Genomic DNA, 14,476 nt, shown 5'->3' on the forward strand with positions numbered 1-14,476 from the left:
TGAAAATCGTAATGGAGGTTTACGCGTTTGTCAATAAACGCAAAAGGGAAAGGTGTTCAGCCCGTCTATCTGAACACCTTTTTTTTATGATATTTGTTTGTTGTGTGTGTCAGCTTGTTTGTCAGAAAGCGGCCAGCATTCAATGCCATTGTGGTTTTTGAGCACATTTTTATAAAAGACTGGATCTTTGCCCGCTTTTTTCTGGCGTGTATAGTCTTGCAGCGCCGCAAAAACGACCTTTGATAATAAGAAAATCGCAATTAAATTCACGACGACCATCAAGCCCATGAACAAATCAGCCAGATCCCAGACGAGCTGGACTTTGGCAACACAGCCAAACACAATCATCGCCAGCACGCCGATACGGTAGACAAAAATCAGTTTTTTGCTTTTGTTTAAAAAGCCGATATTGGTTTCCCCGTAATAATAGTTTCCGATTAAAGCACAGAAACCGAATAACAAAATCAGAATGGCGAGAAAGCCTGATGCCCACGATCCGACATGGGAGCTGAGAGAGGCTTGTGTCAACGCGATTCCGCTCAGTCCCGGAGTTTGATAGGCATCCGAAAACAGGATGATAAAAGCAGTGCTTGTACAAATGACTAGCGTATCTGACAGCACACCCAGCGCTTGAATCAGCCCTTGTTTGACAGGATGGCTTGTCGTTGCGGTGGCGGCGGCATTCGGTGCGCTCCCCATTCCCGCCTCGTTTGAAAAGATTCCCCGTCTGACGCCCTGCATTAACGCCGCCCCCAAAGCGCCGCCAGCGGCCTGGTCAAAACCAAACGCATTTTTCACGATAAGCCCAATCACGTCAGGCAGCTGCGTAATGTTGGTTAAAATCACAAAAAACGCAACGCTGATATACAGGGCAGCCAACACGACGACAATGGATTCAGCCAGCTTCGCAATCCGTTTTACGCCGCCGAAAATAATCGTGCCGAACACAGTAATTAAAATGAGTCCCAATATCAGGCGGTTTGTGCCGAACGCGTTTTCAAAGGCGAGGCTGACTGTATTTGATTGGACCGAGTTAAAGACGATACCGAACGATAAGGTGATTAATACAGCGAACAGCGCGCCCATCCACCTTTTGTTCAGCCCTTTTTCCATGTAATAAGCCGGTCCGCCGCGGAAGCCGTTTTCATCTTTTACTTTATAAATCTGGGCCAGTGTGCTTTCCACAAAGCTTGATGCTGATCCGATAATGGCGATAATCCACATCCAGAAGATTGCACCGGGTCCGCCGAGCGCAATGGCGATGGCAATGCCCGTAATATTTCCCGTTCCGACACGGGCTGCCATGCTGATACAGAACGCTTGAAACGGAGAAATGCTGTTTTTCGATCGGGAGGCAGCACCTTCTTTTAATACCCTGACCATTTCTTTCAGCATGCGAACCTGCAAAAACTTCAGTCTAAACGTAAAATAGATTCCCAGAGAAAGGAGCAATACAATTAATAGCTTTGACCACAAAAGATCATTTGCGATACCGACGACATGTTCCAGGATTTGCTGCATACAATCACCTCTTTTTTATGTTTAAAAAATGCTGAGTTCCCACTCCTGTGCCATATGCTTCAGCAGCATTCCGCCAGTGAGGCTGTTGCCGTATTCATCAATGGCCGGTCCGTAAATGCCGATCCCGCAACCGGATGGAAAAGGCTGTTCTCTTCTGGCGCTTGGAGGAACCAGTGCCATGATGCCGCCGGAGACGCCGCTTTTGGCCGGCACGCCGACAAACGCCGCATATTTGCCTGAAGCGTTGTACATGCCGCACGTCAGCATTAACGCCTTGGCCAATTTTGCCACGTCCTTTGGAATCACTTGCTTGCGGTGAATCGGATGATAGCCGTCATGGGCAAGGATCAGGCCGATCAATGCAATATCTTCAGTGGTGCTCTCCATGGCGCAATGCTTCAAGTAAACCTCAAGCGTTTCTTCTACGTCTGCTTCTAAAAAGTTTGTTTCTTTTAAATAGTAGGCCAGCGCTCTGTTGCGGTGGGCGGTTTCCCACTCAGACCGGAACACTTCCTCATGAATTCTCGGCTGTTTTCCTATTAAGGTTTCCATCACCGAGTTAAGAAAATCGAGCTTATCGTGTGCCGACTCTCCGGGAAGAAGCGAGGCGATGGTGAGAGCACCCGCGTTGATCATAGGATTGAAGGGCTTTCCCGGCTTGTTGATTTCGAGCCGAATGATGGAATTAAAGGCGTCACCTGTCGGCTCGACATCTACGCGGTCCAGTACATAGGGAATGCCGCGGCTCATGCAGGCGGCGATAAAGCTGATCACTTTTGAAATGCTTTGCAGGGTAAAAGGGACGTTCCAGTCGCCGGAGTGTATCATCGTTCCGTCAGGCTCCAATATACAAATGCCGAGCTGTGAATCATTGACTTTTCCTAAAGCGGGGATATAATTTGCACTTTGTCCATTAGCGGCAAATGGGCGATAGTGCTCCACCCAATCATGCAGCTGGGACGCCGGGTCTATTTCTTTCCGGGGCTCTTTTATCAATTCTTTCATCAAATTCCTCCTCACTGTTTTAAAGGACTATGGTTTACCAAAACGAAGGATGAAGGGGCATTAAACGCTTTCACTAAAGCGGAGGGTATATTTACTGTATAATGACGACTACAGAATCATACAAAATACGACAAAAATATTTTGAAAATAAGCCGTAAGATTTATAAAAACCTCATGTTCTGGGTCAAAAGAAATTTGCAGGTTTTCTGCCGTTTCCCCAAAATAAAAGCGAGGATGTGATCATCATAAAACTGGAGCATTTTTTTGAAAAAGACGGATATATATTGGCTCTCATGCTGATGACGGTGCCGCTGGCCGGTGAACTGAAATTTTATCCCCTTAATGAAGAGTTCCGGATCAGCTTTGGCGCACCGGTTTTTTTCTTCTTCTTGTCGCTGCTGCGGCATGTGCCCGCTGTGCTGCCGGGTTTTCTGACTGGAGCGGCAGTACTCGTCTTTCGTGTCTTTCTGGAATTGTGGCGCGGGGGACACGATGGACTGACTCCGATTCTGTATGACCAAGCGTCTGGCTTTTTCTTTTATATGACTTACGCCTGCCTGTTTTCTGTATTGAAGGCTAATCGTTTCCGCGAACGGCCGTTTATGCTCGGTTTTGTCGGATTTATGATTGAAATTGTGGCAGATTGTGTCGAGCTGGCTGTGCAGTTTCTCATGTTCCATACCGTCGTCACGCCTGAGGAAATCACCGACCTCGCGGTGATTGCGATTTCTCACACATTTATCGTGATGAGCTTTTATAGTGTGCTGAAGCTGTATGAAACACAATCGAGAGAAAAACAGACAAGGCGGCAGCACGAGCATATGCTGATGATCGTTTCCAATTTATATGAAGAAACGGTGCATCTAAAAAAGACGCTGAAAACGACAGAACAAGTGACGAACGATTCGTATCAGCTCTATCGGGAAGTAAAGGGAAAAGATGATCAGCTCAGCGGCAGAATCCTGAGGCTGGCCGGAGAAATTCATGAAGTGAAAAAGGACAACCAGCGGATATTCGCCGGGCTTTCAAAACTGATTTCTAATGAGAGCTTGAGAGATTATATGAGGGCGTCTGATTTGCTGCAGCTTGTGATTCGCATGAATGAGAAGTACGCTGAAGCACTGGGAAAGCAGATTGATTTTCACTGCTTGATAGAGGGGGAGCATGAAGAATATCACGTATTTATCGTGCTTTCAATTATTAATAATCTAACGGCGAATGCGGTAGAGGCCATGGGGGAAGAGGGAATGATCAGCCTGAGGCTCCGTAGGCCAAATGAGAATATGGTAGAATTCCAGGTGGAAGACAATGGTCCCGGCATTTCTGAGAAAATCGGAGAGATTGTGTTTGACCCGGGCTTTACCTCAAAATATGACGAATATGGCACGCCTTCTACGGGAATCGGACTTTCCTACGTGAAGGAAATCGTGACAGAGCTGGAAGGGGATATCACATTTGATAATCAGCAGCGGGGAGTGGTGTTTGCTGTTAGGCTGCCTGTCCGGCATTTGATTCAGAAAGGGTGAACCGAAGCTATGCGTTTTTTTATCGCTGATGATGACCGTGCGGTACGGTCGATTTTAAGGCAGATCATTGAGGATGAGGATCTCGGGGAAGCTGCTGGTGAAGCGGAAGACGGGAGCCAAGTGGAAGGGCATATGCTGCAATTCAAGCAGATTGATATATTATTAATCGATCTGTTAATGCCTGGAAGAGACGGCATTGAGACGATTCGCCAGCTCCAAAATACGTACTCCGGCAAGATCGTCATGATCTCTCAAGTGGAAGCGAAGGAAATGGTCGGAGAAGCGTACTCACTCGGCATCGAATATTTTATCCATAAGCCGATTAACCGCATTGAAATTGTCACGGTTCTCCAAAAAGTGAAGGAACGGATCGAGCTTGAGCACTCAATTGGGGCTATTCAGCTCTCTCTCAGCCGGCTTGTCAATCGGAATGAACGGAAAACGCATCCTCAGCAGAATCGTGACAGCGGCTTAAAAGAAGCAGGAACATTCCTATTGTCCGAGTTGGGCATGATGGGGGAAGGCGGCGCGCATGATCTCGTGGCAGTGCTGCAGTATTTAGCAGAACATGAGCCGTACGAAAAACATATCCCTTCGCTAAAACAGATCTTCACTCAAGTAGCGGAACGGAAGCTGGGGGCAGGGGCATCCCAAACGGAAGTCAATCGCGAAATGAAAGCCTCGGAGCAGCGCATTCGCAGAGCGATTATCCATTCGCTGCATCATTTTGCTTCACTGGGCACAACTGATTTTTCAAATCCGAAATTTGAAACCTATGCATCGAAATTCTTTGATTTTCCGGTTGTCAGCCAGAAAATGAAAGAACTCCAATCCAAGGATGCAAAACCTCTCGCCACTGCGAGAGTGAATATGAAAAAATTCATCCATGTGTTCTTTTTGGAGGCGAAGCTTTTGCATGAGGCGATGAAACAAAGAAGGGTGTAAAACCAAACAGCCGGCTGTCCCGGCTGTTTTTTTGCTGCGCCAGAACCCCGGAGGTACAGCGGTTTACTTTCTTTTTATAAAATATCAGAAAATAAAGATATTGACTTATTGTTTATTTGTCTTACAATTAAACAAAAGGATGTATGGGAAGGAGCGGATGCGAAACAAAAACTAATAAAAGCGCTTTCATTCAGTGCTGTTTACACAAATAACAGGAGGTTATGTTGATGAGCCGTATGAGAAAAGCACCCGCTGGAATTTTAGGTTTTCCGGTTGCTCCTTTTAACACACAAGGAAAACTGGAGGAGGAAGCTCTTTTTCAAAACATTGAGTTTTTGCTGGAAGAAGGCTTAGAAGCGATTTTTATCGCTTGTGGGTCTGGTGAATTTCAATCTCTCAGCCAGAAGGAATACGCGCAAATGGTCGAAGTCGCAGTCTCGGCAGCCGGAGGAAAGGTTCCGGTTTACACGGGGGTGGGGGGTAACCTCAGCACAGCGCTTGAATGGGCGCAGCTGTCGGAGAAAAAAGGCGCCGATGGCTACTTGATCCTGCCTCCGTATTTGGTACATGGCGAACAGGAGGGGCTCTATCAGTATGCGAAAACGATTATTGAAAGCACTGACCTGAATGCGATTCTTTATCAGCGCGATAACGCCGTTCTCTCTCTTGAGCAGATCAAGCGGCTGACCCAATTGGAACAGCTTGTCGGAGTGAAGGACGGGGTGGGGAACATGGATTTGAATATTAACCTTGTCTATACGCTCGGCGACCGCTTAGGATGGCTCAACGGAATGCCGATGGCTGAAGTGACGATGCCGGCTTACCTGCCGATCGGATTTCACTCTTATTCTTCAGCGATTTCAAATTATATCCCGCATATTTCCCGGATGTTCTATGACGCATTGAAAAACGGAAATGACGAGCTGGTGAAGGAGCTCTATCAGCATGTGATTCTTCCGATCAACGACATTCGCAAACAACGAAAAGGATATGCCGTATCTTTGATTAAAGCGGGCATGGAGATCATGGGATTAAATGTGAGAAACACAGCCAGACCGCCTGTCGGCCCGGTTGAAAAAGAGCACTATCAGCAATTAGAAGCGATTTTGAAGCAGGCGGCTGACCGTTTTCCGAAAAAAGCCGCGACGGTTTGATAAACAGAAAAAACATGAAAGGGGCAATGGGCATGTCTGTGATCACGGAACAAAACACGTATCTGAACTTTATTAACGGAGAGTGGGTGAAGTCTGAGTCAGGCGATATGGTCAAGGTCGAAAACCCCGCGGATGTGAATGATATTGTCGGCTATGTACAGAATTCAACGGCTGAAGATGTGGAACGGGCCGTCGCCGCCGCCAATAAAGCCAAAACGGCTTGGAGAAAGCTGACGGGTGCCGAGCGGGGCCAATACTTATACAAAACAGCGGATATCATGGAACAGCGCTTGGAGGAAATCGCCGCCTGCGCAACGCGTGAAATGGGAAAAACACTGCCCGAAGCGAAAGGAGAAACGGCTCGGGGTATTGCGATTCTGCGCTATTATGCCGGAGAGGGCATGCGCAAAACGGGTGACGTCATTCCGTCTACTGACAAAGACGCGCTCATGTTCACAACTCGTGTTCCGCTCGGGGTGGTCGGCGTGATTTCTCCGTGGAACTTTCCGGTGGCGATTCCGATTTGGAAGATGGCCCCGGCATTGGTGTACGGAAATACCGTTGTCATCAAACCGGCGACAGAAACAGCCGTGACATGCGCGAAAATGATTGCCTGCTTTGAAGAAGCGGGGCTGCCGGCAGGAGTCATCAATTTCGTGACAGGCCCGGGTTCTGTTGTCGGGCAGGGACTTGCTGAGCATGACGGGGTAAACGCCGTTACGTTTACCGGTTCAAATCAAGTCGGCAAAATCATCGGACAGGCCGCTTTAGCGAGAGGAGCCAAATATCAGCTTGAAATGGGCGGCAAAAACCCGGTCATCGTAGCTGATGACGCTGATCTTGAAGCTGCGGCAGAAGCTGTCATTACGGGTGCTTTCCGTTCAACCGGACAGAAGTGTACCGCGACAAGCCGCGTCATTGTGCAAAGCGGAATTTACGATCGTTTTAAAGAAAAACTTCTCCAGCGCACAAAAGATATTACGATCGGAGACAGCTTAAAAGAGGATGTCTGGATGGGGCCGATTGCCAGCAAGAATCAGCTTGACAACTGTCTGTCGTACATTGAGAAAGGCAAACAGGAAGGCGCTTCCCTTTTGATCGGAGGTGAAAAGCTGGAGGATGGAAAGTATCAAAAGGGCTATTATGTTCAGCCTGCCATCTTTGACAATGTGACATCTGAGATGACGATTGCCCAAGAAGAAATTTTTGGTCCAGTGATTGCCCTGATCAAGGTGGACTCGATGGAGGAGGCGCTGGACATCGCCAATGATGTGAAGTTTGGTTTAAGCGCATCCATTTTCACGCAAAACATCGGCCGAATGCTTTCATTCGTTGATGAAATTGACGCCGGGCTTGTCCGGATAAACGCAGAAAGCGCGGGTGTTGAGCTTCAGGCGCCTTTTGGCGGCATGAAGCAGTCAAGCTCCCACTCCCGTGAACAGGGTGAGGCGGCGAAGGACTTTTTCACGGCGATCAAAACCGTTTTTGTGAAGCCGTAAGGGTGCTTGCTGGAAAGAGGCGGACGTCTCTTTCCTCGCTTTATCACCAGCCAGCATATGATTCTCTATTTTGAAAAGGAGAAGATATTATGAAAAAAGACTATGCGAATGTTTCGCCGGCGGGCAATAAAACGTCTGTACGCTGGTTCATCGTTTTTATGCTGTTTCTTGTGACCTCTATTAATTACGCGGATCGGGCGACGCTTTCCATCACGGGAGATTCCGTCCAGCATGACCTGGGATTGGACTCGGTCGCCATGGGATATGTCTTTTCTGCTTTTGGCTGGGCCTATGTCATCGGACAGCTTCCGGGCGGCTGGCTGCTTGACCGGTTTGGTTCAAAGACTGTCATTGCGTTAAGCATTTTTTTCTGGTCGTTTTTTACGCTGCTGCAAGGGGCGATTGGTTTTTTCTCCGCCGGCACAGCGATTATCCTGCTGTTTGCACTGCGTTTTCTGGTCGGCTTGTCCGAAGCGCCTTCATTTCCCGGAAACGGAAGAGTTGTTGCCTCATGGTTCCCAAGCTCCGAGCGAGGGACAGCTTCAGCCTTTTTTAATTCAGCTCAATACTTCGCAATCGTCATTTTTTCTCCTTTAATGGGCTGGCTCACCCACTCATTCGGCTGGCATTCCGTCTTCGTTGTCATGGGCGCCGCGGGCATTCTTTTGGCTGTCATCTGGCTAAAAGCGGTGTATGAACCGAAAAAACATCCGAAGGTCAATGAAGCAGAGCTTGCATATATCGAACAGGGCGGCGGGCTGATTTCCATGGATGACAGCAAAAGCAAGCAAGAAACAGAATCGAAATGGCCTTATATCAAACAGCTGTTGACGAACCGCATGCTGATCGGCGTGTACATCGCGCAATATTGCATTACAACTCTCACCTATTTCTTTCTCACATGGTTTCCGGTATATTTGGTTCAGGCCCGCGGAATGTCTATCCTTGAAGCGGGGTTTGTCGCTTCCCTGCCGGCGCTATGCGGATTTGCCGGCGGCGTGCTTGGGGGCATCGTGTCAGACATCTTGCTCAAAAAAGGCCGTTCTCTGACCTTTGCAAGAAAGGCGCCGATCATTGTCGGCATGCTGCTGTCTTGCAGTATGATTGTCTGTAACTACACGGATTCAGCGTGGCTCGTCGTTGTCATTATGTCACTCGCGTTTTTCGGAAAAGGCTTTGGCGCATTGGGATGGGCTGTCGTGTCGGACACGTCTCCGAAAGAGTGTGCAGGATTAAGCGGCGGGTTGTTCAACACATTCGGGAACATCGCCTCGATTACGACTCCGATTATTATTGGTTATATCGTTAACGCTACAGGATCTTTTAATGGAGCGCTTGTGTTTGTCGGCGCTAACGCGATTGCGGCGATCCTCAGCTATTTGTTGCTGGTCGGGCCGATCAAACGGGTCGTGTTAAAGAAACAAGAGCAGGACCCCGATCAATCATTGCCTGTCTAATACTTATGAAAGCGCTTTATAAAAGGAGGATAAAACATGAGTTCACCAATACAAGAGCAGGTCCAAAAAGAAAAAAGATCGAATATTCCTTCAATTTATGAGATGAAGGTAATCCCTGTTGCGGGACATGACAGCATGCTGCTGAATCTGAGCGGTGCACACAGCCCATATTTTACCCGGAATATCTTGATCTTAACCGACAGCAGCGGAAATCAGGGAGTCGGCGAGGTGCCTGGCGGAGAACAGATACGCCGTACACTCGAGCTGGCAAAGCCGCTTGTGGTCGGAAAATCTATTGGCGCATATCAGGCGATATTGCAGATGGTCAGAAAGCAGTTTGCCGATCAGGACAGGGGAGGGCGCGGCATCCAGACGTTTGATTTGCGCACCACGGTACATGCCGTCACAGCGCTGGAAGCGGCTTTGTTAGATTTGCTTGGAAAGTTTCTTCAGGAACCGGTCGCGGCCTTGCTGGGCGAAGGGAAGCAGCGCGATGAAGTGAAAATGCTCGGCTACCTCTTTTACATCGGTGACCGAAAGCGGACGACCCTGCCGTATCAAGGCGATGAGCAGTCAGATTGTGAGTGGTTCCGTCTTCGCCATGAGGAAGCACTGACGCCTGAGGCTATTGTACGCCTTGCCGAATCCGCGCAGGAGCGCTACGGCTTTCAGGATTTCAAGCTGAAAGGCGGGGTGCTGCGGGGAGAGGATGAAATCGAAGCTGTCACCGCATTATCAAAACGTTTTCCAGAGGCAAGGATCACCCTTGATCCGAACGGGGCGTGGTCATTAGAGGAAGCCATTACATTATGCAAAGGAAAGCATAATGTGCTCGCGTATGCGGAAGATCCGTGCGGGGATGAGAACGGCTACTCCGCCCGTGAAGTAATGACTGAATTCCGCCGCGCGACAGGGCTTCCGACCGCGACAAATATGATTGCGACCGACTGGCGGGAAATGGGTCACGCGATCCAGCTTCACGCGGTGGATATTCCGCTGGCTGATCCGCACTTCTGGACGATGCAGGGTTCGGTGCGGGTTGCGCAAATGTGCCATGATTGGGGTTTGACATGGGGCTCCCACTCCAACAACCACTTTGATATCTCCCTAGCGATGTTTACTCATGTGGCAGCGGCGGCTCCGGGACGCATTACGGCGATTGATACCCATTGGATTTGGCAGGACGGGCAGCGTTTAACGAAACAGCCTTTTGAGATTGCCGATGGCTGTGTCAAGGTGCCGAATAAGCCCGGTCTTGGCGTTGACATTGATATGGAACAAGTGGAAAAAGCGCATGAGCTCTATAAGAAAATGAATTTAGGCGCCCGGAATGACGCGATCCCTATGCAGTTTCTGATCAACAACTGGGAGTTCGACCGGAAACGCCCGTGTCTTGTGCGATAAGATTGATTGTAAATATTGTAACCTTGGCTATTTTGTCTTACAATTGAACAACTGAAGGGAGAGTTGTTCGTGTACGAAGGTTTAGAGGATCTGAAAGTCGATACAGTCAATCGGAAAACATTAGCCAAGCAGGTCATTGAACGGATTGTCCATTTATTGTCGAGCGGACAGTTAAAGGCCGGAGACAAATTGCCGACAGAAATGGAACTGATGGACATTTTGCATGTCAGCAGGCCGGTGCTTCGGGAGGCGCTGAGTTCACTTGAAACGCTGGGCGTCATTACGAGAAAAACCCGCGGCGGCACGTATTTCAACGATAAAATTGGCATGCAGCCATTTTCCGTCATGCTTGCCCTGGCCACTGATAATCTTCCGGCCATCATTGAAGCGCGAATGGCGTTAGAACTCGGACTCGTGACGATTGCCGCGGAAAAAATCAATGAGGATGAACTCCAGCGTTTGCAGAAGACGATCGGCGACATCGCCAGCAGCACTGACAATCTTTATGGTGAAGCGGATAAAGAATTCCATCGAATTATTGCGTTAAGTGCCAATAACCCCGTTGTCGAAGGGATGATTCAGTCTCTCTTAATTACCCATGCGAAAATTGACAGCCAGATTCCGTACAGGGAGAGAGATGTAACGGTCGAATATCACAAAAAAATCTACGATGCACTTGCTAAAAGAGACCCTTACAAAGCGCATTACCACATGTATGAGCATCTGAAATTTGTCCGTGACAAAATTCTGAAAGGCATGGATGAGAAATAATTGCAGAGACAGCCGCAGTTGAAACGAAAGAGCTGCGGCTTTTTTGAACCGATTAAGAAAGCGTTTACTATGATATAAGGAGTGATTTTCATATGGCGATGAACCTTAGGCAGAACCAAGCGCCCCTTTACATCAAAGTGAATGAAACAGATAACACGGCGATTATTGTCAATGACGGAGGACTGCCAAAGGGCACTGTTTTTTCATGCGGGCTCGTACTTGAAGAGGATGTCCCTCAAGGCCATAAGGCGGCCTTAACCGATCTCAATCAAGGAGATGAGATCGTGCGTTACGGAGAGGTGATCGGATTTGCCGATGAGACGATCAAACGAGGGAGCTGGATACGGGAAGCCCTCGTGAGAATGCCCGCTCCTCCGGCTTTAGATGATCTTTCTCTCGCAAACAGAGTGCCCAAACCGCTGCCGCCTCTTGAAGGTTACACGTTTGAAGGGTATCGAAATGCGGACGGCAGTGCCGGGACGAAAAATATTCTCGGTATCACCACAAGTGTTCAATGTGTCGTTGGCGTTTTGGATTATGCGGTCAAACGGATCAAAGAAGAGCTGCTGCCGAAATATCCAAATGTCGATGACGTTGTGCCGCTGCATCATCAATACGGCTGCGGGGTGGCGATCAATGCGCCTGATGCTGTCATTCCGATCCGCACAATTCAAAATCTGGCGAAGCATCCGAACTTCGGCGGCGAAGTGATGGTGATCGGATTGGGATGTGAAAAGCTCCTCCCGGCAAGGATTACGCCTGAGAAGCATGATGATATCCTCTCACTCCAAGATCACCAAGGTTTTGCTGCGATGATTCAATCCATTTTGGAAATGGCGGAGGAACGGTTAATCAGGCTGAACAGCAGAACCCGTGTGACCTGCCCTGTTTCGGATCTGGTTATCGGCCTGCAATGCGGCGGCAGTGATGCGTTTTCCGGCGTGACGGCGAATCCCGCGGTGGGGTATGCGGCTGATTTATTGGTTCGCGCAGGTGCAACGGTTTTGTTTTCTGAAGTGACAGAGGTGCGGGATGCGATTCATTTATTAACACCGCGGGCTGTCAGTGAAGAGGTTGGACAATCGCTGATCAGAGAGATGAAGTGGTATGACAGCTATCTCCGGCGGGGGGAAGCGGACCGAAGCGCGAACCCGTCACCAGGCAATAAAAAAGGCGGATTATCCAATGTGGTGGAAAAAGCGTTAGGCTCGGTAGCGAAATCAGGCACAAGCCCCATCTCCGGCGTGCTCGGCCCGGGGGAAAAGGCAGAGCGAAAAGGGCTGCTGTTCGCGGCGACACCGGCGAGCGATTTTGTGTGCGGAACCCTGCAGCTGGCGGCGGGCATGAATCTGCAGGTTTTTACGACAGGAAGGGGAACACCGTACGGCTTGGCCGTTGCCCCGGTGCTGAAAGTATCGACACGGCATTCATTATCAGAGCATTGGGCGGATTTAATCGATATCAATGCCGGACGAATCGCGACAGGAGAGGCCAGTATCGAAGACGTAGGTTGGGAGATCTTCAGGACGATTCTGGATGTGGCAAGCGGCCGCAAACAAACGTGGGCGGACCGTTGGGGCCTTCATAATGATTTGTGCTTGTTTAATCCTGCACCAGTGACTTGATTCATCTTGTGATTGACTTCAAAAAATAATCAGAGTATTATAAACTTTACAATTAATAGAACGGATCAATAATCGTGAGGAAGAGTAAGTACGCATCAATGTGTGAGGTTCAGAGAGTCGGTGGCAGGTGTGAACCGATCCTCCCTTGGTGCTGAATGGGCTTCTGAATTGCTTTGCTGAACGGATAGTAGGCGATGCCGGGATTCTCTCCCCGTTACCAAGAGAGGAGTATCGAAACATAAGTTTTCTGTACTGAGAGTGAACGGCTGTATAGCTGTTAATAAAGGTGGTACCGCGAGACCCTCGTCCTTTGCATAGGACGGGGGTTTTTGTGTGTCTTAAAGGAGGTGACGGCCAATGGGTGATGGCTGGTGGTGCATAACAGATGAATAGGAAAGGAGGATTCAAATGGTCATAGCAACTGATGATCTCGAGGCCGCATGTCCTAGATGTGAAAGAGCGGGAGAAATTGAAGGCAGTCCATGTCAGGCTTGCGGCGGGAAGGGTGTCATTCTGACGGCTCAAGGATATACGCTTCTGGATTTTATACAAAAGCATTTAAACAAGTAAAGGAGTAAAGCTTAGCTGAGATGAGAGTAGAAGAGCAGAGTAAGATTCGCGAAGCCGCATCAGGTACAATTTTTTTGCTGATCGGAACGGTTTGTTTTGCGTCTAAGTCTATTTGGATTAAATGGGCATATCAAATGGGTGCTGAGCCAGACGCGGTGTTGTTATACAGACAGCTGATGGCTGTTCCGCTGTTTTGGCTGATTTTTTTGATATACCGTCCTCCAATGCCAGACGGCAAGAAAAAAGGAGACCTAGTGAAGGCTTGTGGCGCGGGAGTGTTTTGTTTTTTTATGTCTCCCTTGCTTGATTTTATCGGGCTAAACCATGTATCCGCAATGATTGAACGTATTTTGCTGATGAGCTGTCCCATATTTGTAATCGTATTTACCGCGTGCCGTGACCGGAAAATGGTTTCGATTCAGGACCTTTTCACAGTGCTGGCGGTCATGTTCGGCCTTTTCTTTGCGCTTGGCGGCTGGGGTACTGAGCTCTTTCGGGCGAATATGATTGGATCTGTATTCATTTTGTTATCCTCAGCCGTCTATGCTAGTTATCTTGTCCTTTCTGGGCGGCTCGTCCATCAAATCGGCGGCATCCGTCTCAATGCATACGGAATGACAGCAGCCGGAACGGCCATGATGCTTTACACAGGGATAAAATCGGAGGCTGGCATGAATACGCCAATAGGAGCTTATCCGCTTGCTATGTACGGTTTATTTGCGTTAATTGCAGTCGTGACCACTGTGATTCCATTTGTGCTGATGCTTGAGGGCATAAAGCGAATAGGAGCACAGCGAGCTGCCATCATTTCAATGGCAGGGCCTGTCCTGACAATCTTTTTTGGAGCCTTATTTCTCGGTGAACGGTTCCAGCTTATTCAAGCCATTGGATGCGCTGCCGTATTTTTTGTCATTACGGGCATGGAATACAGGAAGCTGAAAACAGGAAAAAATAAATAATTTTTGTAAAACACACACGTTTTTCAATTACAATAAGTGT

At 48.7% G+C, this 14,476-nt stretch carries 12 protein-coding genes and 1 other annotated feature; of the genes, 10 read left to right on the forward strand and 2 right to left on the reverse strand.

What is annotated here, in order from left to right:
- Positions 1-84 precede the first annotated feature (84 nt).
- A complete protein-coding gene (locus V6D41_RS17625) occupies positions 85-1,521 on the reverse strand; it encodes an alanine/glycine:cation symporter family protein (protein ID WP_333519107.1) in 1,437 nt (478 codons plus the stop codon).
- Positions 1,522-1,542: 21 nt separating this feature from the next.
- Positions 1,543-2,526, reverse strand: a complete 984-nt coding sequence (locus V6D41_RS17630; RefSeq protein ID WP_148962871.1) for a glutaminase — start codon at positions 2,524-2,526, stop codon at positions 1,543-1,545.
- Between the two features lie 293 nt (positions 2,527-2,819).
- On the opposite strand from V6D41_RS17630, the gene V6D41_RS17635 reads away from it, so the two are divergent.
- The 10 genes from V6D41_RS17635 to V6D41_RS17680 all read left to right on the forward strand — a co-directional run bounded on the left by V6D41_RS17635 (position 2,820) and on the right by V6D41_RS17680 (position 14,436).
- On the forward strand, positions 2,820-4,052 hold the full coding sequence (locus tag V6D41_RS17635) for an ATP-binding protein (protein WP_333519240.1): 1,233 nt from the start codon (positions 2,820-2,822) through the stop codon (positions 4,050-4,052).
- A gap of 9 nt (positions 4,053-4,061) precedes the next feature.
- A complete protein-coding gene (locus V6D41_RS17640; RefSeq protein WP_333519108.1) occupies positions 4,062-4,997 on the forward strand; it encodes a DNA-binding domain-containing protein in 936 nt (311 codons plus the stop codon).
- A 227-nt stretch (positions 4,998-5,224) separates the two neighbouring features.
- Positions 5,225-6,151 (forward strand): 5-dehydro-4-deoxyglucarate dehydratase, encoded by a 927-nt coding sequence (gene kdgD / locus V6D41_RS17645; RefSeq protein WP_333519109.1) that lies wholly within the window; start codon positions 5,225-5,227, stop codon positions 6,149-6,151.
- Between the two features lie 32 nt (positions 6,152-6,183).
- The gene (gucD, locus tag V6D41_RS17650; RefSeq protein ID WP_333519110.1) at positions 6,184-7,650 is read left to right on the forward strand and encodes an alpha-ketoglutaric semialdehyde dehydrogenase GucD; all 1,467 of its coding nucleotides are present in this window, start codon (positions 6,184-6,186) and stop codon (positions 7,648-7,650) included.
- 89 nt (positions 7,651-7,739) lie between these two features.
- Complete coding sequence (gudP, locus tag V6D41_RS17655) at positions 7,740-9,107, forward strand: glucarate transporter GudP (protein ID WP_087993085.1); 1,368 nt, start codon at positions 7,740-7,742, stop codon at positions 9,105-9,107.
- A 36-nt stretch (positions 9,108-9,143) separates the two neighbouring features.
- The gene (gudD, locus tag V6D41_RS17660) at positions 9,144-10,511 is read left to right on the forward strand and encodes a glucarate dehydratase (protein WP_333519111.1); all 1,368 of its coding nucleotides are present in this window, start codon (positions 9,144-9,146) and stop codon (positions 10,509-10,511) included.
- A gap of 69 nt (positions 10,512-10,580) precedes the next feature.
- Positions 10,581-11,282 (forward strand): FadR/GntR family transcriptional regulator, encoded by a 702-nt coding sequence (locus V6D41_RS17665; RefSeq protein WP_333519112.1) that lies wholly within the window; start codon positions 10,581-10,583, stop codon positions 11,280-11,282.
- Positions 11,283-11,374: 92 nt separating this feature from the next.
- Positions 11,375-12,907, forward strand: coding sequence for a galactarate dehydratase (garD, locus tag V6D41_RS17670; RefSeq protein WP_333519113.1), 1,533 nt, complete (start codon positions 11,375-11,377; stop codon positions 12,905-12,907).
- A 65-nt stretch (positions 12,908-12,972) separates the two neighbouring features.
- Positions 12,973-13,221 (forward strand) — a binding site (T-box leader).
- A gap of 94 nt (positions 13,222-13,315) precedes the next feature.
- Positions 13,316-13,477 (forward strand): tryptophan RNA-binding attenuation protein, encoded by a 162-nt coding sequence (locus V6D41_RS17675; RefSeq protein WP_333519114.1) that lies wholly within the window; start codon positions 13,316-13,318, stop codon positions 13,475-13,477.
- A 20-nt stretch (positions 13,478-13,497) separates the two neighbouring features.
- A complete protein-coding gene (locus V6D41_RS17680; RefSeq protein WP_333519115.1) occupies positions 13,498-14,436 on the forward strand; it encodes a DMT family transporter in 939 nt (312 codons plus the stop codon).
- Positions 14,437-14,476 lie beyond the last annotated feature (40 nt).

Source organism: Bacillus sp. 0102A, assembly GCF_036765155.1.
Lineage (GTDB): Bacteria > Bacillota > Bacilli > Bacillales > Bacillaceae > Bacillus > Bacillus subtilis_G.